Annotated in this window: 23 protein-coding genes and 1 riboswitch; of the genes, 11 read left to right on the forward strand and 12 right to left on the reverse strand. The window is 46.6% G+C overall.

The features are described from left to right. Window positions 1–2880 (forward strand): beta strand repeat-containing protein (locus PBN151_RS29780; protein WP_139295459.1); only part of this gene is annotated, 2880 nt, incomplete at its 5' end. Between the two features lie 104 nt (window positions 2881–2984). Here the strand turns inward: PBN151_RS29780 and PBN151_RS29785 are convergent. After that, window positions 2985–3824: a spermidine synthase gene (locus PBN151_RS29785; RefSeq protein WP_072732203.1), complete on the reverse strand. Its 840-nt coding sequence runs from the start codon at window positions 3822–3824 to the stop codon at window positions 2985–2987. A 272-nt stretch (window positions 3825–4096) separates the two neighbouring features. Between PBN151_RS29785 and PBN151_RS29790 the strand changes: the two genes are divergently transcribed. From PBN151_RS29790 to PBN151_RS29800, 3 genes are all read left to right on the forward strand, one after another. Next, on the forward strand, window positions 4097–4582 hold the full coding sequence (locus tag PBN151_RS29790; RefSeq protein ID WP_072732204.1) for a hypothetical protein: 486 nt from the start codon (window positions 4097–4099) through the stop codon (window positions 4580–4582). Window positions 4583–4699: 117 nt separating this feature from the next. Next, complete coding sequence (locus PBN151_RS29795; RefSeq protein ID WP_072732205.1) at window positions 4700–5677, forward strand: NAD(P)H-quinone oxidoreductase; 978 nt, start codon at window positions 4700–4702, stop codon at window positions 5675–5677. Window positions 5678–5891: 214 nt separating this feature from the next. Continuing rightward, window positions 5892–6875, forward strand: a complete 984-nt coding sequence (locus tag PBN151_RS29800; RefSeq protein WP_072732206.1) for a hypothetical protein — start codon at window positions 5892–5894, stop codon at window positions 6873–6875. 160 nt (window positions 6876–7035) lie between these two features. Here the strand turns inward: PBN151_RS29800 and PBN151_RS29805 are convergent, their stop codons facing one another. The 8 genes from PBN151_RS29805 to PBN151_RS29840 form a co-directional block, all read right to left on the reverse strand. Beyond that, entirely contained in the window at window positions 7036–7515 is a 480-nt protein-coding gene (locus tag PBN151_RS29805) for a DUF6530 family protein (protein WP_021252431.1), read from the reverse strand. A 150-nt stretch (window positions 7516–7665) separates the two neighbouring features. Continuing rightward, window positions 7666–8025, reverse strand: coding sequence for a GIY-YIG nuclease family protein (locus PBN151_RS29810; RefSeq protein ID WP_072732207.1), 360 nt, complete (start codon window positions 8023–8025; stop codon window positions 7666–7668). A gap of 40 nt (window positions 8026–8065) precedes the next feature. Beyond that, window positions 8066–9025, reverse strand: coding sequence for a vWA domain-containing protein (locus PBN151_RS29815; protein ID WP_227775228.1), 960 nt, complete (start codon window positions 9023–9025; stop codon window positions 8066–8068). 140 nt (window positions 9026–9165) lie between these two features. Next, a complete protein-coding gene (locus tag PBN151_RS29820) occupies window positions 9166–10284 on the reverse strand; it encodes an AAA family ATPase (RefSeq protein ID WP_072732209.1) in 1119 nt (372 codons plus the stop codon). Window positions 10285–10296: 12 nt separating this feature from the next. Continuing rightward, the gene (locus tag PBN151_RS29825) at window positions 10297–11511 is read right to left on the reverse strand and encodes an MFS transporter (protein ID WP_072732210.1); all 1215 of its coding nucleotides are present in this window, start codon (window positions 11509–11511) and stop codon (window positions 10297–10299) included. Window positions 11512–11513: 2 nt separating this feature from the next. Beyond that, window positions 11514–11993: a DUF6530 family protein gene (locus PBN151_RS29830; RefSeq protein ID WP_072732211.1), complete on the reverse strand. Its 480-nt coding sequence runs from the start codon at window positions 11991–11993 to the stop codon at window positions 11514–11516. Window positions 11994–12337: 344 nt separating this feature from the next. Then, the gene (locus tag PBN151_RS29835) at window positions 12338–12892 is read right to left on the reverse strand and encodes a GNAT family N-acetyltransferase (RefSeq protein ID WP_072732212.1); all 555 of its coding nucleotides are present in this window, start codon (window positions 12890–12892) and stop codon (window positions 12338–12340) included. A gap of 49 nt (window positions 12893–12941) precedes the next feature. After that, the gene (locus tag PBN151_RS29840) at window positions 12942–14033 is read right to left on the reverse strand and encodes a hypothetical protein (protein ID WP_072732213.1); all 1092 of its coding nucleotides are present in this window, start codon (window positions 14031–14033) and stop codon (window positions 12942–12944) included. Between the two features lie 259 nt (window positions 14034–14292). Here PBN151_RS29840 and PBN151_RS29845 point away from each other — a divergent pair, with 259 nt between their 5' ends. From PBN151_RS29845 to PBN151_RS29855, 3 genes are all read left to right on the forward strand, one after another. Continuing rightward, entirely contained in the window at window positions 14293–15453 is a 1161-nt protein-coding gene (locus PBN151_RS29845; RefSeq protein WP_072732214.1) for an MFS transporter, read from the forward strand. Window positions 15454–15497: 44 nt separating this feature from the next. After that, complete coding sequence (locus tag PBN151_RS29850) at window positions 15498–16433, forward strand: aldo/keto reductase (RefSeq protein WP_072732215.1); 936 nt, start codon at window positions 15498–15500, stop codon at window positions 16431–16433. Window positions 16434–16594: 161 nt separating this feature from the next. Beyond that, window positions 16595–17233: a winged helix-turn-helix domain-containing protein gene (locus PBN151_RS29855; RefSeq protein WP_072732216.1), complete on the forward strand. Its 639-nt coding sequence runs from the start codon at window positions 16595–16597 to the stop codon at window positions 17231–17233. A 52-nt stretch (window positions 17234–17285) separates the two neighbouring features. On the opposite strand, the gene PBN151_RS29860 is transcribed toward PBN151_RS29855, so the two are convergent. The 3 genes from PBN151_RS29860 to PBN151_RS29870 form a co-directional block, all read right to left on the reverse strand. Next, the gene (locus PBN151_RS29860) at window positions 17286–18488 is read right to left on the reverse strand and encodes an alpha/beta hydrolase family protein (RefSeq protein WP_072732217.1); all 1203 of its coding nucleotides are present in this window, start codon (window positions 18486–18488) and stop codon (window positions 17286–17288) included. A gap of 2 nt (window positions 18489–18490) precedes the next feature. Continuing rightward, the gene (locus PBN151_RS29865) at window positions 18491–19138 is read right to left on the reverse strand and encodes a TetR/AcrR family transcriptional regulator (RefSeq protein WP_083545396.1); all 648 of its coding nucleotides are present in this window, start codon (window positions 19136–19138) and stop codon (window positions 18491–18493) included. Window positions 19139–19320: 182 nt separating this feature from the next. Next, the gene (locus PBN151_RS29870; RefSeq protein WP_370510464.1) at window positions 19321–20658 is read right to left on the reverse strand and encodes a lytic polysaccharide monooxygenase; all 1338 of its coding nucleotides are present in this window, start codon (window positions 20656–20658) and stop codon (window positions 19321–19323) included. Between the two features lie 365 nt (window positions 20659–21023). Further along, window positions 21024–21196: riboswitch (M-box (ykoK) riboswitch) on the forward strand. A 155-nt stretch (window positions 21197–21351) separates the two neighbouring features. On the opposite strand from PBN151_RS29870, the gene PBN151_RS29875 reads away from it, so the two are divergent. From PBN151_RS29875 to PBN151_RS29890, 4 genes are all read left to right on the forward strand, one after another. Continuing rightward, on the forward strand, window positions 21352–22083 hold the full coding sequence (locus tag PBN151_RS29875; protein WP_072732219.1) for a response regulator transcription factor: 732 nt from the start codon (window positions 21352–21354) through the stop codon (window positions 22081–22083). Beyond that, window positions 22083–23492: a sensor histidine kinase gene (locus PBN151_RS29880; RefSeq protein ID WP_072732220.1), complete on the forward strand. Its 1410-nt coding sequence runs from the start codon at window positions 22083–22085 to the stop codon at window positions 23490–23492. Before PBN151_RS29875 ends, PBN151_RS29880 begins: the two co-directional genes overlap by 1 nt. An 82-nt stretch (window positions 23493–23574) precedes the next feature. After that, window positions 23575–24129, forward strand: coding sequence for an FG-GAP repeat domain-containing protein (locus tag PBN151_RS29885; protein WP_065290928.1), 555 nt, complete (start codon window positions 23575–23577; stop codon window positions 24127–24129). A 24-nt stretch (window positions 24130–24153) separates the two neighbouring features. After that, window positions 24154–25119, forward strand: a complete 966-nt coding sequence (locus PBN151_RS29890) for an LCP family protein (protein ID WP_072732222.1) — start codon at window positions 24154–24156, stop codon at window positions 25117–25119. Window positions 25120–25208: the final 89 nt, after the last annotated feature.

A 25208-nucleotide genomic window follows, 5' to 3' on the forward strand; every position in this document is an offset into this window, starting at 1 on the left:
GGAGGTACCGGAACGACAGGAACAACCGGAGCAGTGGGTGAAACCGGGGCAACGGGAAGTACTGGAGCGACAGGGGCCACAGGAGCCGTAGGTGAAACCGGAGCAACGGGAGGTACCGGAACGACAGGAACAACCGGAGCAGTGGGTGAAACCGGGACAACGGGAAGTACCGGAGTGACAGGAGCCACTGGTGAGGTAGGTGAAACCGGAGCAACCGGAAGTACCGGAGTGACAGGAGCAACAGGAGCCGTAGGCGAAACCGGAGCAACGGGAAGTACCGGAGTCCCTGGAGCAACCGGTTCAGCAGGTGCGACGGGAACGCCCGGAGTCACAGGCATCACCGGAGTAACAGGTTCGACTGGAGCAACTGGCTCAACTGGAGCGACGGGAACGCCCGGAGTCACAGGTGCCACGGGAGTAACTGGTTCGACCGGTACGACGGGAAGTACTGGAGTAACAGGCGTCACCGGTGCAACTGGCTCGACTGGTGCGACAGGAACGACCGGGGTAACAGGCATCACCGGAGCAACTGGCTCGACTGGTGCGACGGGAACGCCCGGAGTCACAGGTGTCACGGGAGTAACTGGTTCGACTGGTGCGACGGGAACGCCCGGAGTCACAGGAGTCCCTGGAGCAACTGGTTCGACTGGTGCGACGGGAACGCCCGGAGTCACAGGAGTCCCTGGAGCAACTGGCTCAACTGGTGCGACGGGAACGCCCGGAGTCACAGGTGCCACGGGAGTAACTGGTTCGACCGGTACGACGGGAAGTACTGGAGTAACAGGAGTCCCTGGAGCAACTGGTTCGACTGGTGCGACAGGAACGACCGGGGTAACAGGCATCACCGGAGCAACTGGCTCGACTGGTGCGACAGGAACGCCCGGAGTCACAGGAGTCCCTGGAGCAACTGGCTCGACTGGTGCGACGGGAACGCCCGGAGTAACAGGAGTCCCTGGAGCAACCGGTTCGACTGGAGCGACGGGAACGCCCGGAATCACAGGAGTCCCTGGAGCAACTGGCTCAACTGGAGCGACGGGAACGCCCGGAGTAACAGGTGTCACGGGAGTAACTGGTTCGACTGGTGCGACGGGAACGCCCGGAGTCACAGGAGTCCCTGGAGCAACTGGCTCGACTGGTGCGACGGGAACGCCCGGAGTAACAGGAGTCCCTGGAGCAACTGGCTCGACTGGTGCGACGGGAACGCCCGGAGTCACAGGTGTCACGGGAGTAACTGGTTCGACCGGTACGACGGGAACGAGCGGAGTAACAGGTGTCACGGGAGCAACTGGTTCAACTGGTGCGACGGGAACGCCCGGAGTAACAGGTATCACTGGAGCAACCGGCTCGACTGGTGCGACGGGAACGCCCGGAGTAACAGGTGTCACCGGAGCAACTGGTTCAACTGGTGCGACGGGAACGCCCGGAGTAACAGGTGTCACCGGAGCAACTGGTTCAACTGGTGCGACGGGAACGCCCGGAGTCACAGGAGTCCCTGGAGCAACTGGCTCGACTGGAGCGACGGGAACGCCCGGAGTCACAGGAGTCCCTGGAGCAACCGGTTCGACTGGAGCGACGGGAACGCCCGGAATCACAGGAGTCCCTGGAGCAACTGGCTCAACTGGAGCGACGGGAACGCCCGGAGTCACAGGTGTCACGGGAGCAACCGGTTCGACTGGTGCGACGGGAACGCCCGGAGTAACAGGTGTCACGGGAGTAACTGGTTCGACTGGTGCGACGGGAACGCCCGGAGTAACAGGTGTCACGGGAGCAACTGGCTCGACTGGTGCGACGGGAACGCCCGGAGTCACAGGAGTCCCTGGAGCAACTGGCTCGACTGGTGCGACGGGAACGCCCGGAGTCACAGGAGTCCCTGGAGCAACTGGCTCGACTGGTGCGACGGGAACGCCCGGAGTCACAGGAGTCCCTGGAGCAACCGGCTCGACTGGTGCGACGGGAACGCCCGGAGTAACAGGTGTCACCGGAGCAACTGGTTCAACTGGTGCGACGGGAACGACAGGAGTAACAGGCATCACCGGAGCAACCGGTTCGACTGGTGCGACAGGAACAACAGGAGTAACAGGCATCACCGGGGCAACCGGTTCGGCAGGTGCGACAGGAACAACCGGAGTAACAGGTATCACCGGGGCAACCGGTTCGACTGGTGCGACAGGAACGAGCGGAGTAACAGGCATCACCGGGGCAACCGGTTCGGCAGGTGCGACAGGAACAACCGGAGTAACAGGTATCACCGGGGCAACCGGTTCGACTGGTGCGACAGGATCGACCGGAGCAACGGGAAGAACTGGTGCTACTGGTATTACAGGAACCACCGGTACAACCGGAGCGACTGGTGGAACAGGAGCAACCGGCGCAACTGGCGCCACGGGTCCATCATCATCAGTTTCCACGAAAGCTATATTATTTGGCGGGGCGAATTCAGGGTTTCAACGAATCTCTGGTTCTCCAGGCGCTGTATCTAATGAGATACCTTATGTTGTGCTCGGTGCAGGTAATGTATCTGGTTTTTCCGGCTCCATCAATGTGAATAATTTAGACGCAGGCACCTATTTATTTCAAATATGTGTTGACGTTGATAACAATGCTTCCTCACCAGCTCCGAGCAGCATTGTATCGACCATAACGATTGTAACCACAGCTGCCATAACCGGGACAATCGTGTTTTCGATCAGACCAGCAGACATTGGTGCACAGCCAGTTTACGTATATAATCCCACAGTAGCAACAGCACCAGCTACAATCACCTGGACGAGTGTCATCCCTGGAAATGCAGTCGTAAGGAATAACGCGGTATCACTCTATTCTGCTCCCAATATCACGCAAAGTGCTGTATATACGGTTTACTTCACAACATCTTCATAAATCCGCGACTGATCCGTTATGAAATTAACGAGAAATGAAATAAATATAAGCCACTGTACATGAACATTCGTTGTTCAGTATTGTGGCTTTATTCGTTATAAGGATTAAGGGCGATCTGGAATTGACCCAAAAATCATCGAATCTGTTAGCATTTCAGTTGGAGCGTGGTTGTCAGTCAATACTTGTGCGTTGGCAAGCAGCTCATCATTCACTTCCTTTAGCCCTTTCTGCCATTGTTCGAGAAGCGGGTGAATGGGACTATTCAGATGTATTTGATTGAGATTATCTGTTTGCAGCGGGCGTATGGATCCGATGATCATGTAGTTGTATTGCCCTGACGACTTCACGATGTACGTGTTGGGAAATACCTGCTTCACTGTCTTCGCCATCGCTAAGAGCAGTGGAGAATCGGGTGTTGTCACGTTCACATTTAAAGCAGTGAGTCCATCTGGATTCAGATATAATCGAAGGGTATCAAAAAACTGCACAGTCGATAAATGAGCAGGAATATAGATTTGCTGCGAGTAGCAGTCGACAACTATGATATCGTATTTTCGATTCGTATTACTAATAAATACACGCGCATCCTGATTCACAATCTGAGCATCTTCAGGCTTCAGTCCCATAAATTGATAACTAAGCGCAATAACCTCGGGATCTAGTTCTACACCAGTAACATTCATATTTGGAAATTGTGGCTTCACATACTCAGCCAACAACCGAGGAATCGTACCACCAGCGGAACCCAATACGAGCAGTTGATCCGGCGAGTTGGTCAAATAGGGAAGCACTAAATAATCATTGTAGTAGTCGCCAGTATGCAATCCTGGCTTAGCCATCCGGATCGATTGAACACCACCGCCCTCGTTGTATACTAAAGAAATATCTCCATTAGAAGCCTCGACGACTCTGACATATTGGTAGAACGTATCCTTGGACGCCATGACGGAAGCTCCCGTGATGAATACATATAGATATAGAAAACGGATTGAGAAATGGTTATTCAAGTATTCACACCTCAAATTAGCTAATAGGATCAATGCTTCTGAATCAGTGTTCACACAATTGCACCTGTTCATACTGTCATTCCTCAGTTACCATGTGGGAAATATCTGCGATCCCGACTTGTTTCAAAAAAGAGTAGCTCTATTGAATTCTATAATCTGGTAGTATTTACGTAGATACGAAAACTAGAACGATAGTGAGGGCGGTTGGAATGTCACGATACAAAATGCCAATTATGATTGTTGCCCTGTTGTTGATTTCGGGCGTACTAGGTAATCATGTGTATCAGACACGAATTACGTATTCACTACATGATTTAGTCATGGATTATGTGAATGAAGCCAAGATCGAATCTATTTTTCTGAAGAAGTTTATGTCAGGGGATAACGAAGGCAATAATTATGCTCACATCACTGATAACAAACAAATTGAGCTCGTTATGAGTACACTTCAAGATATTCGGGTTCGAAATGACTTCTCGGCATCCAATTTCCCCGAATACCCAGCCTATTTGCTATCTTTCTATGGAGAGAAGGGTGATTTGGTGTCCTATATCATGTCTGAAGGTGGCGAGATTTTACTTCATGGGTATGCAGACTCAAGCAATAAATCTTTTCGGACTATAGATGACACCCATCAAAAACAGCTCAAGCTTCTAAATCAATGCTTAGAAGAACAAAGTGGCGGGACGTCATGAAAATACCCTAGAAACGAACTCCGATACCATAATCTTGACTTTAAGGGTTGTCTTAAATATGATAGTTTCATAACTATCCAACAATGTAAATATAGATAATAAACAAGGAGGCACTCAATGAAGGGTGTAATCGTGAACAACCCAGGTGGACCAGAACAGCTGGAGATAACAGAGTTGCCGAGCCCACAGCCGCAAGCAGGAGAGCTGCTAATCGAAGTTCATGCTGCTGCAGTGAATCGAACAGATATTGTCATGCGTGAAGGCAAGGCCGGATATGCGACGAACCCTATTCTAGGGGTAGAAGTTGCTGGAACGGTCATCGAAGTCAATGGTGAGAGCACCTATACGGTTGGTGATCGAGTAATGGGTCTAGTAAATGGGGGAGGATATGCCGAATATGCGGTCATGCCAATGGATCGGGCGATCCCGATTCCAGACTCCTTCTCATTTGCTGATGCGGCGGCAATTCCTGAAGTATTCTTAACTGCGTACCAGACGTTATACTGGATCGGCAAGCTTCAACAGGGCGAGACGGTGCTTGTTCATGCCGGCGCCAGTGGAGTAGGAACAGCTGCGATTCAACTTGCAAAGCAGATTAGCAAGGCTACCGTCATTGTAACTGCCGGTTCTGCGGAGAAGCTGGATTTCTGTCGAGACCTGGGTGCTGATGTACTCATCAATTATAAGGAGCAATCCTTTGACGAAGAGGTGCTTCGGGCTACGAATGGGCAGGGAGCAGATGTAATTCTGGACTTTGTAGGGGCGGATTATTGGGCGAAGAATCTTGCCAGCATTAAGAAGGAAGGTCGTTGGGTACTCATCGGCGTTCTTGGTGGAGTGAAGGTAGAGCAAATGAATTTGTTTGCCTTAATGTCAAAATGTGTTCAGCTGACAGGTACCCTGTTAACGCCGAGAAGTGATGAATACAAGGCGCGGCTTACGCAGGATTTTGCAGCTAATGTTCTGGCCTATTTCGATAACAGCAGCATAAAACCAATTATTGATACCATCTTCCCGCTTGAGAAGGTAAGTGATGCGCACATCCATATGGAAGAGAATCGCAATACAGGGAAAATCATATTGCAAGTGAGATAAATTTCACGTTTACCAAAAAAATAAAAAGTATTAATGAAGACCATGAGCCGCTACTATTATTGTAGCGGTCTTTTTTGGGATGCAGATGGTATAAGTGATGATCTCGAGATGCCAGCTAGTCAGTCACAAGAATAAAAGGGGGAGTGCAGCTACATCGGATGAAAGTGATATCGATGTATAAATTTCAAATACGAAGAGAGAAAGGTAGAGAGGCATGAAGAAAAATCAATGGTTGATTCTGCTTGCTTTTTGCATTGGATTGGCAAGTTTTATTCCGTCTGCCGGAGCATCTGAAGCTATAACTCCTCAGCAACGGCTGGCTATTTATTATGGTTGGCCTTCTGTCGTAAACGGTGCGGGTGGAAATGTAACAACTGCAACGAACACCTTTGCTCAGTTTGATATCATCGTGTTTGGAGCAGGGCTTGAAGAAACGACACATGGCGATCATGCGAACACAGTCGCGATTATAAACAATCTAAATGCACTCGGCGGCAAGAAAGTTTTTGGGTACGTGAATTTAGGATGTACTCCGAACCCTGATACAACAGCGATTAAGCAAAAAATCAACAAATGGAGTGGTATGAGCGTATATGGTGTGTTCCTTGACTGCGCAGGATTTGACTACTCTGTAACAAGAACAATCCAGAATGATGTCACTGATTATGCACACGCGAAGGGTCTCAAGGTGTTCATGAACGCCTGGAATCCAGATCAAATTGGAGGAGATCTGAACGAAAATGGAGTATACCAGCCGACCCATGTCGGAGTTGGTGACTGGTATCTTGCTGAAAGTTGGCTTATATCTTCCAATACGTATTTATCAATCTCTGATTGGTCAGTAAAAGCTGATAAATGTTTGACATATAAAAGAATTAAAGGTATTGAAACGGCCGTTATTGCCACAAATGCGCCGAATAGTGCATTACCAACAGATAATACGACAGATAAATTTAAAATGGCTTGGTGGGCCGCGGCCATGTACGGGTTCCCATTCCAATGGAGCGACATCTGGTATTCAGGAGGAAATAATACGCTTAACTATTATGCAAGTCCTGCCAATTACGGCACGTTGTTTACAGGCGATCCAATTCATAATTCAGGCTCTACCAGCAACTATCGCACCACAGACACCGGTACGATTTCTGTGGTAGGCAATGGTTCAAGCGCTGGAACAGGTGCCTTTACACCCAATTAATCTCTTTATGATCACAGACTCTTGACCTGTGGCGAGCTGGAAGTGTGTTTATAGAAAAAGGTGCCTTTTTTAGGCACCTTTTTCTTAACATGTAGACTTCGTATCTGCCGAACAAACAAGCACTGCTGATTCAGCAAATATATGCATCAGATAAGCTTCTTTAGTACCCCATATCTTTCAAGATTTTAGATAGCGTACGCAAACGTTCGCCTATCATTTCATCGTCATTGCTCAGTGCTTGGCTGAACAGCTTAATATCCTCATTAATTCGCTCATTGTCCGTACATACCGCCACAGTCATGGCATCTCCTTGCAGGCCAACTCGGTCGATGATAGGCTGCTCGGGATCATAAAGATGCTCATATCGGTAAGCTTCACGAAAATGCTCCAATGAACGACAAATCAGAATAGACAAATCAAGTACACGATGAAGAGGGAGCTCTTCTGACTGTCTGGACCACTTCTCTCCTGTGTATCTCCACACCTTAGCAGAAATATCAATCTTTCCTCTATCGTTCCATTGGGCCAAACCTAACGAGAGGCCTTTGGCATCTGTATCGGGAGCGAGTCGGCCATCAATCTGCTCATAATTTTCTGACACGACAACAGGTTTATGTTTTAACGTAGTAGGTATTTTCATGTTTTGACCCTCTTTTCATTTACTAATTTACTAAATGATTGTTTCATCTTATCTTGAATATCAACGATAGTCAATCTGTCGGGAAATCTGGGTAATATGAGAACTGGCGGGGAAGCCTCCCCGCCAGTTCTTGCAATGAACGCCAACAACTTATTCCTTAGGTGGCTTGTTATATCCTTTGTCTCCATAGGGCTGCAACTTTTCAAGCCATGGCTTTATGATTTGCTTCACTTCCCAGCGGATGTCAGTCACCTTATCGGTTTCCTTCTGCTCCAGAATCTCATAGGTGAAGGCACTAGAACCGAATTCCTTCCAATCCTTCTGGAGCTGAGCATTTGCAAATCTGCCCATGTCCAGCTGCATTTGCAGCGTGAACCATTTATTTTTTAAATTGGGGTAGCTGTCAATGAAGATTTTACCGTTTGTGTTGTTCTTGATCTGAACAACCCCCATGTAAGTCTTGATCTGCTTGTAAGCTTCAATAAGCTCCTTGCGCTTGTTCATATCCATGTTGTTTGTTCTCCTTTTCAAGTATAAAGAGTAATGTGAATTATATATACCTAGCGATAATTCGAACTAACTTTGCTGGCAGCTCATACAAATTTGTAATATCCAAAAAACGGTCATTCCCGTAGATGGCATGAATGATATCCTTGTCTTGACCGATTGCAGCTGCAAGGAATCGAACACCTTTTCGCTCATATTCCTCTATCGTTTGCTGCATGTCATTCACTGCATAAGCTCCTGTGTAATCGTCCATTGCTTTGGGCTGTCCATCACTAATGCTAATGAGCAGCTTGGTTTGTTGTGGTGACACGGCTAACCGTTCCGCCATCATCCGCAGTGCCATTCCATCACGATTATTACTTCTGGCCTGGATGTTCATGAGTCTGAATCGGTCGCTTGGATCTGGCTTCTCAAAGTCGGTGTAAGCAAAGATCGACATTTGCTCCATCCTGGAAACATCAGCCGTGTCGCCGTAGATGAGTATGGGGATCTGGCAAATCTGACAAAATTCGTAGACTGCCATTACTGCTTGTTTTGCTGCCTCCAATCTGCCAAACGCAGACATTGAAGCGGATTCGTCAATCCTTAGACCAACCACTAGGGAAGGGGACTCAGATGGAGGGCGTTTTTTGGCAAAGTATCGATAATCCCTGTAAGCCACACTATCCGCCTGAAACTTGCTTCCATAATAACGATTCCTTGTATACACGGAAGACACCTCATGTTCCAGGAGAGGGAGTGTTTTTCTAGCAAATTCCCTCACGATTGGCATGAGTCCTCTGCTGAGACGATCGTAATCGTGCTGATCTTCTAGCGTATAGTCTGGTCGGTGAACGATTAGCTTCACCTTTTCATGAATCGTATTGGATACCATTTCCCGTGCGGCACGATTCAGTTTTTTGCGAAAATCGCGCTCTTTTTGTTTTTCATCCTCAGTCATTGGCGCTGGATTGGCCTGATGATATTGGGGGCAGCCGTCTTCACCCGTATCTGTACTTTTCATATCGCCGTGAGAATCCGCAGATGTTAGTGATGAACGATCCTCACTATCCGCAGACTTTCTAAGTGCTATGCCTTTTTCCTCAGTAAGGCTGTCAGCATCATAATCAAGATCCGAGTCGATATCTCCCCATGTCTTGATTTCTATTGGTTCACCGATTTTTCGTTTTTTTTTACCTGATTCGCAACGTCCTCTAAGTTAGCAAGCACACCATTCTTCTCAAGCGCCTCTTCCAGAATCTTAATTTCTTCATCATCGGTTGTTATTTTATAGATGACCTTATGATATAGGGATTCTTTGACGGAGGCTCCTCCAGCAACTGCATCTGTCCAGTAAAAAAAGGAACGCATTCCAGCCACGCCTTTGATGGCATTTGCCCGAGCTGTTCGATCCAAAATGATAATAACATCTGCTAACACGCTCAGCATCTTTTCATCCTGATACCCTGTTTTGGATATCGCGCGTTCCATCATGACCTCTTTGCCGGGCAGATCCATCTTTTCTGTGTGTTGAACTCTGTCACGCAGAGCTTCGTTTAACGGTCTGGCCCCTGCATAGCTGCGATTTGTTGTAATGACTGCGATGAAGTCTGGGTGCCTGTGTATGATCTCGGTGGGGAGATTCATGCTTCCATCCAGCTCCAGAGCAGAGTTTAACGCCATCAATACTGCAGCATCACGAATCACGTTTGGTTCTTGAATTTCCAGAAGATATCCTTTTTGATACGCTCTAACGATTTCAGATGGGTAAAATCGGTACTCAACCGCTTCGCCCTCGGTGTATTCTGCTGCACGCTTTAGCATCTGCTTCATTTGTAAGGCGGCCTGTTCCTGTGTAATCTGTAGCGCATTCATAAGCACTTCAGTAATGTGATGCAAACTATCGCTCTCATAGATCGCTTGCCAAATGCGTTGCTCCTCAGGCTCCAGCTTCTCAAATTGCTCAGAAGGAATGACGGGCAATATAGCGCCGATAATATCTGATTTATCCATATCGGCAAAGCAGGTTATTTTCGTATAAGGCAATCTGAAATTCGCAGACAATGCTTTGGCAAGTTGAGTTTTACCGGAACCGGCATCGCCTTCTAACAGAATATTAGCAATTTTCATTTCCCCGTGATTCCAATTGCGTTTTACTTCTTTACATATACGCTGTTCTTCTTCGCTGACCTGATGGGAGGAAGGCTTTTTCCAAATCAGCCTGTTCTCTTCATCCGTCAGTTGTCTTGCAGGGGACAAGACATAGTTTTCATGTACATTCATTTCAATATTCTCCTATCTATCATGATGCGGAGCTTCGCTCATCTTTTGTTTTCTTTCAAAAAGGAGAGGGGTGAGCAACAGTGCACCGGCAATAATCAAAATACCGCTCACGACATATACAGTCAGAAGTGATGACATCTCCTTCAAATAACCGGATATGAACATGCCAGCGACCATCATACCCATAAAAACAGGTGTAATCACGCCGGATACTCGGCCCATAAACGAACCTTCCGTATTGCGTACAATAAGCGTCTGAATGCCACCATGAATACAGGGGTAAAACAAGCCGCTAATCACTAAGAGAACAACAGTCAGCCAAATCAGAGAAGACGCGCCAATTCCCATCGTACAGACGGCGGCGACAAGCAAGCCGATCGTGAGCAGCAACTGTGGCTTAATCTTTTTGGCGATTCCCATAATGGCAATTCCACCTACGAACATGGCTGCTCCGTTGGCCATCACAAACCACTGCAAATCTTGTTTGTTTAATCCCAATTTCTCGATGACAAGGAAGATTTGGAGCGGTTGAGTCAGACCAGACGCTAATCCGACAGCTGCGAAGGTCATGCAAAGTGTGCGTAACGATTGATTTGACCCAATGTAGCGCAGTCCGGCCGCCAGCTCCTTGAAGAAGCTGCCCGCATCGCTCGATTTCGGTTCTACCTCATCACGTGGGAGTGTGGACAAAATGAACGAAGATCCCAGGAAGAAGACAGCCGTCAAAATCAGAGATACGTGAATTCCAAACTGTATAAAAAGAAATGTGCCGATGACCGGACCCAAGACCGTGAAGATGGCGACAAGTGTTTGGAACATTGCCATCACACCCTGAAGTTGTTCACCTGGTACATGCCGCTTGAATAGTTTCATGGCCGAAGGCTGAGAAAATTGGGACAGACTGGCGGAAATAAATGATCCGATCAGGAGGGCAATCCATCCGTTATTCAAAACGGCAATCAACACAGCTACAACGGACAAGGCAGACAGCAGATCACTCCATACCATCGTTCGCTTCGGCTTCCATCGGTCGGCAAAGGTTCCGCCAATGAGTCCGAATAGGAAAATCGGAGCAAATTCCGCAACTGAAATCAGCGATACATAAATCGGATTATTGTTCGTCAATTCGGTCACATACAGCAGTACCGCATAATTGCGGATCCAAATTCCGAGTTGCAGCAGCACCCGGGAGAGGATAATCGTTCGAACATATCGATTGGACAACATCATCAATACCCCATATCCTTTAATATTTTGGATAAATTGCGAAGACGCTCGCCGATCATCTCATCGTTGTCACTCAGAGCCTGACTGAACAGCTTAATGTCCTCATTGATTCGCACATTCTCCGTTTCAATTGCCACCGTCATGGCATCTCCTTGCAGACCAATACGGTCGATGACGGGTTGCTGCGGGTCATACAAATGCTCAAACCGGTATGCTTCGTGAAAATGAGCTACAGATCGGCAAATCAAAATGGATAAATCAAGCACACGATGGAGGGGCAGTTCCTCCGAATCCTCCGACCATTTCTCTCCCGTATGTCTCCATACCTTGGCGGAAATATCGACCTTGCGGCTGTCATTCCACTGAGCTAATCCAAGGGAAAGACCTTTCACATCTGTGTTCTTAGCGAATTGGCCATCAATTTGCTCATAATTGTCCGACACGACAACAGGCTTGTGTTTTAACGTAATGGGTATTTTCATTTTCTCCCTCTTTTCAATTTTGTATTTACTAAATTACTAATTTACTAAATTACTGCTTCAGTTTATATTGGATCTCATCTGGAGTCAATCTTTTTTGAATTCAGTTTTCTAAAATCCGCGTTTGACTGCATGGTAAGAATGAGAAAAAGAGTGGTTAATCGTTATGTTCATTGTGGGAATTGAGTCGATGAATAGGGGAGACACGCATGTATAACATTTCAACTGTGAACGGAGATAGTCTAGATGTGTGAAACTGAAAAAACAAAAGAGCTGTTAGGCAAGTAAATTACTACTGCCCGACAGCTCGTTGTTAAGAACGTATAAGTTATGAATTCGTCAATCACTTATCTCATGTATAATGTCTCATACTCCTCCTTCGTCATACCGAAATACACCTCGTCATGGTACTTCCCATTAGTGTAAATCATGCTGCGCAGTCTGCCTTCCTGAATGAAACCCAGCTTGCGGTGCAAGTTCATAGAAGCTTCGTTGAAGGAATAAATGCATACGGTCGCTTTTTGATATCTCAGCTCGAAGAAATAATGCTTCAAAACGGTTAGTATCATATCACTGGCGTAGCCCTTGCCCCGATAAGCAGGCAATACGGATATCGCGTAATCGAAGGTTCCGTTTTTTGGGTCGCAGCCATCGATCTCAACGGTACCGACAAGGTCTCCCTGTTCGGCATCCTCGGCGATCCAGTAGAAATCATGGCTATTTTCCGAAGCTCCCTGCGAAATTTGTTCGATCCATTCTTCCATTTGTGCCTGTGTCCGTGGAAATGCAATCGAGTCCATATTTTGCAGTATGCTGTCATCCAAACTGTCGAATATGGTGATATCATCCTCAACAGGTGCGCGGAGCCGAATACGTTTGCCTTTCCAATAGGAAATGTCCATTCGTAAAATTACCTCACTTCGTTTAGATGGATTAGAATAAATAGGCGTATCATCTTCTCTTTATTCGGTCTATCTTCTTTTTCTCCTTTTGTATTTTCATTTTATAGAAACGCATGTCTTTCTTTTTTTGAAGCACTTCACTGCATGCGTATGCCTTTTTTAATAGGTTTAAGTAACAAGCGTTCGTGCGGCTGACCATCCACTTCCCATTTTCATAGCAGAGGAGTGCAGTCGTCATTTTCTGTTCTTTGCTCAAGCCAAGACAGATATCAAACCAGGCTTCACACATCGATCTCCCCAGTCCGGTTTCCTGCCAACTATCAAATTGGGATAGGAGCTGTTCCCATAATTGTGCAGTCTCATAAGCCTTACCGCAGTCGTTATTCATGATATGCAGTTTGGTAATATCAAGGAGTGCAGATGTCTTATCCCTCGGATCACTGATAGAATCTAGTTCCTTTTCTTTATAAGAGATGGCCTTCTTATAATTACCGATTTCTTTGGCACGATAATATAAGGTTGTGATGCTAGTTTCAGCGTCCTGTTCAAGAATGGCAAACAATCGATCTGCCTCTTCATCATCCTTAAAATCAATTGCCCGAGACAACAGACTATCTGTAGATTCTTTCTCGATGCTGTCTGGGAACCATAGGGCCATTCTTTGCATAAATGATTCGATATCTTGCTCTGTATAGAGGGTTCTCAATTTATCCTTGCGTTCAAAAAGGTAGCTGTTCGACTCCGTAAGTCCAACTTCCTCTATGTATGTACACGTTTGTTCCACTCCAGCTGAGAAGATAAATTCGTCAAAATAACCGCAATACGTATCGAAATTAGCGGATTTTGCTTTCTCAAATGTCCATACATTTTCGAGCTTGCGGAATTTGGCCAGCAAATAAGAGAGGAGCAGCAAGGAATCCCCGTATCCTTGGAAGGCGTCATGAGTACGACTTTCCACTTCATTCTCCATCAAATATCGAATGAAATCATAGTCTTCTTCTCTCCAATCATACTGAAGCGCAACCGCAGCCGCATATCGTTTCCAATAGTTTGCGTCAGAATCCTCATATTCGAACTCTTTCCATAGTGCTTTGGAGTTTCTGATTTCCTCGATATTTCGTATAACTTCTTTGGTTTCCAACAAGCAACCCTCCATGTATTCATGTGATTGTAAACGATGAATGATATCTATATCTCTCATATATCCACTTTTATATCTATCCTTTATCTTAACAAAAATTAAGGCGATGCTTAACGTCTGATTCAAGACAGATGCTGCCGAGATTGATAACGTTATAGGTGCAAGAGCGAACCGCATGCTAGCTGCCTAACGGCTAGAAACAACCCGATCTGAAACGGAGGGATTCATTATTCGAAGTCAACAAGATAGGAACTCAACTATGTCCCTGCTGGCGCTTATGCTGTGCACGTTTGCGATCGGCACCACTGAATTTATTACGATGGGTATACTTCCAGAGGTGTCACAAGATTTGCATGTATCCATTAGCGCCGCCGGATTACTCGTTACTGGCTATGCGATTGGTGTGGCCATTGGAGCTCCACTCTTAACCGCGATTACAGGCAGGGTCGAGCGCAAACGGCTATTGCTCGGATTAATGCTGCTGTTTGTGATAGGGAACGTGCTCTGTGCTCTGGCACCTACTTATGCATTTCTGCTGGCTGCACGGTTCGTGGCAGCATTTGCTCATGGAACCTTCTTTGGAGCGGGTGCGGTAGTTGCCTCGAAGATAGTGCCCGTGCAGAAGCAAGCTAGTGCAGTTGCCATGATCTTCACCGGGGTTTCTGTCGCGAACATTGTTGGCGTCCCATTAGGAACATTTGTAGGCCAACAATTGGGCTGGCGAGCGTCTTTCTGGTCTGTTGGTGCACTTGGATTGTTAGGCACACTTGCTGTAGCTCTATGGGTACCTCGCATAACATTTCAAGCGAAGAGCCAATTGCGGCAAGAACTGCATGTATTGAAGAGTGCACAAGTTCAACTCACGCTCGTAATGACGATACTGAGCTTTGTCGGAATTTTTGCAGCCTTTACCTATGTTGCACCGATGTTAACCGAGATCACGGGCTTTTCATCCGACCAAATCACGCCAATTCTGCTCTTGTACGGAGTTGGATTGACAATAGGGAATACGTTGGCGGGCAAGCTTGCTAATCGCCGCATCATGCCAACAGCAATTGGAGGACTTGCATTCTCTGCCTTCACGATGGGCCTGCTGTATTTCACCATCCATGTGAAGTGGGCGGCAGTATTGACCATTCTGTTATGGGGTCTGGCCTCGTTCGGTCATGTACCCGCCTTACAGATGCGCATCATTGAGAAGGCGAAGGGAGCACCTAATCTTGCATCATCATTGAACATAAGCGCCTTTAATTTGGGCATCGCACTCGGGTCATCGCTAGGTGCTTGGGTCATCCACAGTGGGTTCGGGCTCACAGCAGTGCCTATTGCGGCTACAGTGCTTACGATCGTTGCCATTATTGTTGCCCTTTATGGTTGGAGAAGAGATACAGTCGTCAAAGAAGTAACAAAAGCAGCTTAACTGTATTCGTGACAAGACGATAGTTCAGAAAAGGAGAGATTTGAATGAAATACACTACGTTAAAGAAAACTTCCATCCAAATATCGGAGATTGGATTCGGAACAAATGCAGTAGGTGGGCATAACAACTACGCCAATGTAAATGAAGATATCGGGAAACAAACGGTTCAAGAAGCCATTGAGCAGGGAATTACGTTACTGGATACAGCGGATGCCTATGGCTTTGGGCGTTCGGAACAATTGATTGGGGAAGTTATTCAATACTGCCGGAACAGTCTTGTACTAGCAACCAAGGGGGGAATCGAGAAACTCGACGACGGCAGCATTCGATTCAATAATCATCCCGACTATCTAAGAAATGCTGTAGAAGCAAGTATGAAGCGGCTTCAGACGGATTATATCGATTTATACTATATTCACTTCATCGATGAGCGCATTCCGCTAAGTGAATCAATCGGCGAACTTACTCGTCTGAAGGAGGAGGGAAAGATTCGTGCAATCGGTATTTCCAATGCGACGGTTGAACAAGTGAAGGAAGCGAATGCAACGAATGCAATCAATGTATTGCAAAGCCCATATCATATGCTCGATCGTTCAGCAGAACAGGAACTGATTCCGTACTGTCTTGAGCATGATATTTCGTTTATTCCTTATGGGCCTCTTGCGTTCGGAATATTGGGTGGGAAATACAAACCTGATATGACACTGGATGATGGGGATTGGCGGAAGGACTTAGAACTGTTCCAACCCGGTGTGTTCACGCAGCATCTTGCCCGCGTAGAGAAATTGAAAGCAATCGCAAGTGAACAGCAGCTTACGCTGCCGAATCTCGCACTTGCTTGGCTGCTGCAGCAGCCAGGGGCGGATGCGGTCATTCCTGGCGGGAAGCGGGTAGAGCAGATTCATGACAATGCAGCGGCGAGCGGCATCCAGCTTCCTGCGTCAACATGGAATCAAATCAAACTCATTCTCGAAGGATAAACGGATGGATAGTAACGGATATAGGAACAAGCCCTGCCAATCATGTTGGAGGGCTTGTATTTGTAATATTGGCTTCACAATTTACATTGCTTCTCTCCCTATATACAATAGAACCTGGCGCTTCTATGCGAACAAGGGAATGATGAAGAGAGGGAAGCGATATGGAATTATCCGTGTATACGAACAACCAATTTTTCTTTACATATGTCAGACATCTATTCAACGACAGAATGAAGCTGACTCATATAGAGGACTGCCACCGATTCCGAGAAGCAATTGCACAGGCAACCTCCCGCAGCATATTCTTATTAGATTCGAATCAGATCGAGGACGATACATGCTTTACCCGCATGATGACAGAGACCAAGGTGCCTATCATGATCGTGAATCCAGAAGAGAAGGATACCTTAAAGAAGATCATGATGTGGGAACAATCCATATCTGGGATGTTAGGTGTAGATATCGATGAAGAACATAGAAGGAATCAACCCATCTTAGATGGTGCAGTTGTGCTGGGCGATAACAATATGCTCTTTCATGTTGCCAATCATTCGATTCAGAACAGAGAGGAAGAGCATATCTTATCGACACTGGAGTTTAAGCTGCTTTATTATTTAGTGCAACAATCCGGGCAGCCCGTATCGGCGCAAGAGCTTGCTGATCATTTAGGTACCTCCGAAGGGGTACTGTATATTTATATCAAAAAAATCCGTGAAAAAATCGAAGACGATCCTAGTCATCCGTCTATACTGCAGCATATCAGAGGCAAGGGATATATTCTCCATATCGCAGAAGTATGAAGCACTGTAATGACCGTAAGAAACATACGATTGTAGATCGAAGGGGACAGATTTATTGGAATACTCGATCAAGGAAATCAAAAGTGTACTGACGCATCAAACTTAAGTGATTGACCTGACAATGAGCTGCCGCGCCTTCCTCCACGGTAAAAATCTTGAGCTCCTTGTTGGCTGCAGGAATATTTCGATGGAATGCCCGCGCCTGCAATAGAAAATCCGAGCCTTCTTCTTCGCCAGCGAGAGATAGTGTAGGACAATGTATGTTCTGTTCGATACCGTCCACGTTATAACGTTGAAGCGTATTCATCAATTCCAGCAGCGAATCAGCACCGAAGGCGGTCATTGCAACATCCAAGATCGCCTTTTCTGCAGGGGAGACGATCTCTGTTATCATCTCATTCGAAAATTGAAGAGCTTCCATCGGTATAGCAGTCCTCAGCACCTCATAGAGACTGCGCACTGGCGAATTTGCAATAAGAGCGCGAATTCGCGGATCGTGAGCCGCGCTGCGAATTGCGACATATCCTCCGAAGCTGAATCCAATCACAGCAATTCGGCTCGAATCCACATTCGGGTTATTGATGATTTGATCAATAACAAGTGACATGCAGTGCTCACATTCCTCTGGATCTAACAATCCCAATCCTCCTGCATATTTTGCGCCTGGATTGTGAGGACCCTCATACAACAATACATTGTATCCGCGCCGAATACACTCTGCACCTATCCATAAGTACGTTTCCATAGCAGTCCCTTCACCGCCGGTTGCTACGATTAATGTAGGCTGCGATGCATTGGCAGGTGAAGGGGCACAGAGGAGATAACTAGGCAGAACACCCTGTTTGTATGGTACTTCATGCTTCTTCCAGACGATCTCAAGCAGCTCGCAAGCATGCTCGAATGCATCTCGTGACTGTTCCCAATAGCGTCTGTGATCTGCCTGTAGTGGGGATAAGGCCCCCATAGCAGAACGATAATAGCTGCACGCTCGAAGATAAGCCAGATGCGCAGAACGTCGATGTCCTTCAGCCAGAGCTTTGTCTGCTTGCTTCTGAACTCGATAGGCAGCCTCGGATAATGCGCGTGCGTAGCTCTCTATATCTCCATCTGACGTATTGCGAACGACATTCAACAACTCTCCAATCTCTGCCCCACCTTCCGACATCGTTGACCATGTACGCATAAGTTGGACATCCATTTCCTGATTCACAAACAGATGGGGACGGATACCGCTTCTTCCTTGCTCAAAAGTCATAATCATTCCTCCTTAATTTCGTAACTCACGTTAGAACGATGTGTTCCGATTCCTTGTATGAGCTGGGCGGCAGCCTGCTCGAACCAGAGCTCAGGCGACAAATGACCGTCTCCTAACAGAGCGTTATAGAAGTATGAACCGATTAACATGTCAATGATGAGTTCAACATCCGCTTCATGCCTGAGCTGGCCGTTCGCCTTGCCGCGTTCTAAGATATGGACAAATGCACGGCGGCGGGGGGATAGGTACCGTTCTCGATACACGACCATTATGTCCTCGTTCTCCATCATGCCGACAATTAATTTCATAACCTGCTGGACAGGTGCATGGAATGAATCGTGAAGGGAATCGAGCATGCCCTTCGCCACCGTGATTAAATCGCTCACCACATTTCCCGTATCGGGAATATCAACCTGATCAGCGATGGAGCCGAACGCTTCCGTAATCAATTCTTCCTTGCTCTTCCATCTGCGGTAAATCGTCGTTTTGCCAACCCCAGCTAGTTCGGCAATTCGTTCGATGCTTAAGCCGGATATCCCAACCTCCAGCATCAAACTTCTTGTCGCTTCCAAAATGGCCTGGTGAGATTTCTCACTTCGGGGCCTTCCAGGCTTGCGTTTGGTGTAATCCGCTATTTTCTTAGTCATCATGTTAATTGAGCCTCTTTCTTATATTCGAAACGAATACGTATCGTATTTAAAATATAACGAAGAATACCATATCCTGTCAATCGATAAATTACATGATTATGGTTATTTCATTGGATGCCAAGAAAATAAATGGAAGCCACTGACGAATCAGAGGCTTCCAACACGCAAGATATGCTTATATGTTACGATTTTAACAACCAAAGTGCAGGAACATTTGGAGGTTCCCAGCCAACAAGGGACGTATGTGCCATAAGCGCTTCATAGGTTTTTCCATTATAGGTGACAAGTGCCCCGACCGTATACGATGTATTTGCTGCCCAAGGAGCTATCGCAGGGGCAGGAGAAGTCGTTGCGCTGACCGGATCGCTGCTCGGCGAAGCATTGCCTGCTGCATCGACTGCAACAATCGTGAATGTATAAGTCGTATTTGGGGATAATCCACTGACCGTATAAGTCAGACCAGTCGTAGTCGCCACTAAGGTAGTTCCGTTATAAACCTTATAGCCAGTCACACCTACATTGTCAGAAGAAGCATTCCATGACAGGGTAACACTGGTGGCAGTTACGTTCGTGGCCTTCACATTTGATGGAGTAGTTGGAGGCTCGGTATCGACTGGTGCTGATAAAGTCGCGAATACGGCAGGATTGCTGTTCGGAGATTCAATTCCGGCTGCACTAACTGCCCGTACGGTATACGTATAATTCGTATTTGGCGACAAGCCGGTTAAAATGTAGGTGGTTGTATTCGCACTAACAGTAGCAACAGGAGAAGCCCCGCGATAAATGCGATAGTTCGCGACATTGGTAGAGACAGGGACCCATGTCAGCACAGCGCTATTTGACGTAATATTCGATGCAGTCAGGTTCAGAGGTGCTGTTGGTTGTGTCGGATCGACTGGCGAGCCGCCTCCAAAGTCAACATCGATTACGTTGTAGAACGCATTCGCCGTATCCGCAATTTCCCATACTGCCAATATGACCTGATATCCGGTTCGGCTTGGGACATTGCACGTGTCGGAGTAAGAATGCGGAGGCTGCTTGCCTTTATAATCCACGTTGCAGAACGGAGTCAAGTCGAAGGAGGCGCGGCTAAGCGGCGCATTCGGATTCCAATCCTGCTTCGTAATGTAATATTTCCAGCTAGTTGTAGCGTGGTTCGCTTCAATCGTCCAATGGAACGTATTCGTTCCCGGGGTAATGTTCACCTTGCTCCAGCGCGTTGCCGATTGTTGATCAAGCTCTGGAAATGCACCATTAGCACTGGCGATTTTGCCGTCAGCTGGCCCTGCTGCTGGAAACCCTTTATATGCTTCCAAGCTTTGCGGCTCATAAATGATGAATCCACAGTTCTTGTTCACCTTCTTCGCGCACAGATCAGCTCGGCTGCTAGGAGAATCGATGTAACCGTGCGCCAATACAGTCCCCGAGAACAAGAGCGTGACAACGAACATCGCGAGCATGATTCCACCTGCAACCAACCATTTGCGCATTCCTGCGTTCCACGTACACGTAACTGTCAAAATCATATTCCTCCTTCAAATTGAGCGTAAAATTACAATTAATGCTAACTCGTGGTGTTGTAGATTGGCGAAGTTACACCTTCTTTCCTGGCATTGGATATTTTCAATGCAAAATATTGTATAAAAACTCATGATGAGTCTATACCGGATGAAAAAGGATCTCATTGTCAGAACACAGAAAAATGTATACGCTTTAACTATGAGGATGATGAAAAGAAAATTTTTTAAATGTGATCGAAACTCCCTTCGAATCAAGTGCAGCCACATTCTTTGGCTGTTCTAAATCGAGATCCATCCAATATGGAAGCTTGTCCGATCGCTTCATTGACAGTTTCGGACATTAAAGGTAAGATGCAGGAAGATGAATATGTCCTCGTTAGGTGAGGCTCCTATACGAATACAGGCCACTGCCCGGAAACATCGAGAGATGCCAATGGGTAGAACAGGGATTGCCGGATTAAGGCTTTTCATAATGTGGCTAAGAAGCGGCAAGCTTCTTTACGTTGTATAGTGCCAAAACTGTACCAGGGGGAATGAAGCTTATTTGAATTGTGCTCAGCTGCAGCAACTATTCTCAATACTAGCTCTCCCATTTGGTAGGGAGGGCTTTTTGCTATGTTTGGCACCATACTATCGCGCAAGAGCAATCAACAATTACGTCCATATATCGTTACCTAGGGAGGATAAGCTGAGATGAACAAATCGGAAAGCACAATGGAAGTAAAGGGAGCCGTCCGCAATCACGTGCTCGTGGTGGAGGATGACCATCATATACGGCGTTTTATTTCGATTAATCTGGAGCGGAACGGTTTTCAAGTGGCAGAAGCTGCGATAGGCAGTGAGGCAATAATGCAATTTACAACGAATCGACCGGATGCTGTCATTCTCGATATTATGCTGCCTGATATGGAAGGCTTCGAGATATGCCGGCAAATCAGAGATGTGGATTCCGAAGTGGTCATCATCTTCCTGACAGCGAAGGGGCAGGATTTCGACAAAATTAAAGGGTTAGAGCTCGGTGCAGATGATTATATCGTGAAGCCGTTCAACCCGCTGGAACTTGTCGCAAGAATCAACACAGTATTGCGGCGCTCAAATCAGTCCTCACATGTATCCAGTAGAATAATTGAGTCAGGGCCAATTACCCTAGATAAGGATGCGAATAAAGTATGTAAACACGGGATGAAGATCGAGATGACTCCGAAGGAGTATGGCATGATTAAGGCATTTCTTGAACATCCCGACAAGGCATTATCGCGCGATGAATTATTGAATTTAGCTTGGGGAGAGGATTTTGTCGGTGACCCGAAGACAGTCGATGTCCACGTTCGCAAGCTGCGAGAGAAGATTGAGGATGACAGCTCGAATCCGAGACGAATTGAGACGGTATGGGGGATGGGCTACCGCTGGAAGAGAGGCGAATAATGATAGGTATCCGGCAGAGATTAGTAGGCAGCTACTTAGCTGTTATATTAACAACGGTATGCATCTTAGAAGTCATCTTGATTACGTCAGTGAACTATTATTATCACTACAATGTAGAACGAGCGCTCATTAATCAGGCGGAGATCTCAGCCGCCTTTTTCCAGCAATATTTTGCTGAGGAAGAAGTAGCGGAACAATCGGAGAAGCTCGTACGAGCTTTCTCTCAACATACTTCTGCTCAGGTGCAGATCATGGATGCTGCTGGACACATCATTCAAGATTCATATGGTACGCAAGCAGGTAAAGAGATCATTCGTTACACCGATGTACAGCAAGCTGCTGCTGGAGAGGTAGGCACTTGGCGCGGTTTTGACGATGACACCAATGAGCATATTGTTTCGGTATCCTATCCGCTTCAATCCGAAGGCAAGACTGTTGGAATTGTCCGCTTTATCAGCTCACTGACCGGTACAATCGATGCTGTCCGCTATATTTCCATCTTGTTCATATTGGCAGGAGTACTTGTTGTTGCCATTGTAGCTATGCTTAGTATCTTTTTATCTCGAACCATTACGGGGCCCATCCGCGAATTAAAAAAAGCAGCGGAAGTCATGGCAGATGGCAATTTCTCTATCCGCGCCAAAAAGGTGTATCGGGATGAATTAGGCACACTAGCTGACACGATGAATGCAATGGCTTCCCGAATTAGCCGCAATGAGCAGCTCAAGAATGAATTTATCTCCTCTGTCTCGCACGAGATTCGAACCCCGTTAACGAATATTAAGGGATGGGCTGTCACGTTGAAAGCAGGTGGAACACGTGAAGATGATTTGGTAACGGAAGGACTGGATATTATTGAATCCGAGACCGATCGCCTATCCCAATTGGTAGATGAATTATTGGATTTCTCTAAGCTGGATGCCGGCAGGCTGGAATTAGCATTCAGCCTTGTCGATGTACCACGTCTAGTCCAACAGATTGGTATATTGCTCTCACCGAGAGCTGCCCGCTTAGGAATCAAGCTTCATATTCATTCAGATCCTATGTTCCCTATAATCTTTGCTGACGAGAATCGTCTGAGACAAGTACTCATTAACCTATTAGATAACGCGTTTAAATTTACGAACGAACAGGGAGAGATTGATTTGAATGCGCGTGCCTTTGAACATGAAGTCATGATTAGTGTCAGAGACACAGGCTCCGGTATTCAAGAGCATGAACTGGGCATGGTCATGAAGAAATTTTACAAAGGGAAGAATAGTCCGACGGGTAGCGGTCTGGGATTGTCTATTAGTGAAGAGATTATTCGTCTACATCAAGGCAGAATTGAGATGGAGAGTGAGCAGGGCATTGGTACCGAAGTTCGAATCTATCTTCCTATTCATCACGAGATTGGCAGAGAAATTTAACGATTTCATAACCCTTTCATAGCATTGAAAATATACACTAGTACATGGAATACGGACAGGCAAGGAAAGTGGGCGTGAGCAAATGAAAAAACAGATTGTGCGGCAGGTATTGATTTGGGGTGTTCTTATCTGGACAGTTGGCTGTGGTGTTCCGGCAGCGCCAATCGACCTCATTCAGTCACCGATACCCGCCAGTCATATCCATGAAGCTGCTGTTCGCCGAGCATTACCAGACGGTTCCCGATTATTAATCCCGAAGCATGGGGGAGGGAATACAGGAATATCGTACGGCGACTTTGATGGGGATGGCCACGATGAAGCAATCATCGTATACGAAGAGAATGTGCGTAATGAGAAATTGCGTAAAGCAGCCTTACTCAGATATGAGAATAAGCAGTGGAACATTGTCTGGAATACGAAGGGCTATGGATACGGACTGGATTATGCAGGTATGGCCGACGTCAACAAGGACGGCTTGCCGGAAATCATTTTGGGTTGGACAATGGGTGGCGGAGAAAATGGACTGGATGTGTACACCTGGAGAGATAAAGATGTAAAACTATGGGACAAAAAAACATACAGCGGGCTAATTGATATCCATGAAGAGGATCATTCTGGGAAGTCACAAGAGAAGTAGGGAATGAAAGAGAAAGGAGAAGCTATGAAAATCAAGAAAAAGTGGATCGTAATCTCGCTGTCATTCGTGCTCGTTATGACAGTGGGATATGTACTGCGCAAGGAACTTGCCCTCCTGACTTTTGACATGTTCCTCTCGAATCAGGTGGAGAAGAAGCTGGAGGAGACATATAAGCCGATAACGATCAAAGACCCATTAGTGCATGACGAGCCATTTTCGGTTCTGCTTCTCGGCATCGATCAGCGGGATAAGGAGGTAGGACGATCCGATTCCATGATCTACTCCATCGTGAGGCGCAAGGAGAATCGGATCCTGTTAATATCCGTTCCACGCGATAGCTACACCGAGATTGTAGGAAAGAACAAGCAAGACAAAATCGCCCACGCTTATGCATTTGGCGGGGCGAAGATGAGCATCGACAGTGTCGAGCAGTTGCTTAAGCATCCCGTTACCCATTATGCAGCGATCAATTTCACCGGATTCAAGAACGTCGTGGATGCGTTAGGTGGAATTAAGTTACCGATAACAGAGGATATCGTAAATAAAAACTGGAATCATGACAAATTCAGAATTGAAGCGAACAAGCCAATCTATAACGGACTTGAGGCGCTCAACTTTGTACGCTACCGCGAGGATTCCGATATGAATCGCATGATGCGCAATCGGATCTTTTTGCAGGCGGTTGCAGAACGGGCGGTACAGCTTGATAAATTTAGCCATATTCCAGAAATACTCGATATCGCTGGCGATCACTTCTCAACAGATATTGCCCCTACTGATCTGATTGACTTAGCCAAGTCCATTTTCATGAAGGAAAGCATTCCACAATTCAGTACCTATGCATTAGATGGGGAAGGTATGATGATGCATGATATATGGTATTACAAGTTGGACGAGAAGGATCTTGCGTATGCGCGTGAACTCATTTCGAACTGGCTTGATCCTGCTATTACAGCTGAACAATTGATGGAGCCTAAATCTAAGCATTAGTTTGCATTCTCTCCCGTGCAAGAACGGAGGCATACGAGATGGAACCTACAATCACAAGAGGCCGACCTGATTTCCTCTTACTTCTTTCG

This window comes from Paenibacillus sp. NAIST15-1 (genome assembly GCF_001894745.1).
GTDB classification, from domain to species: domain Bacteria; phylum Bacillota; class Bacilli; order Paenibacillales; family Paenibacillaceae; genus Paenibacillus_B; species Paenibacillus_B suaedae.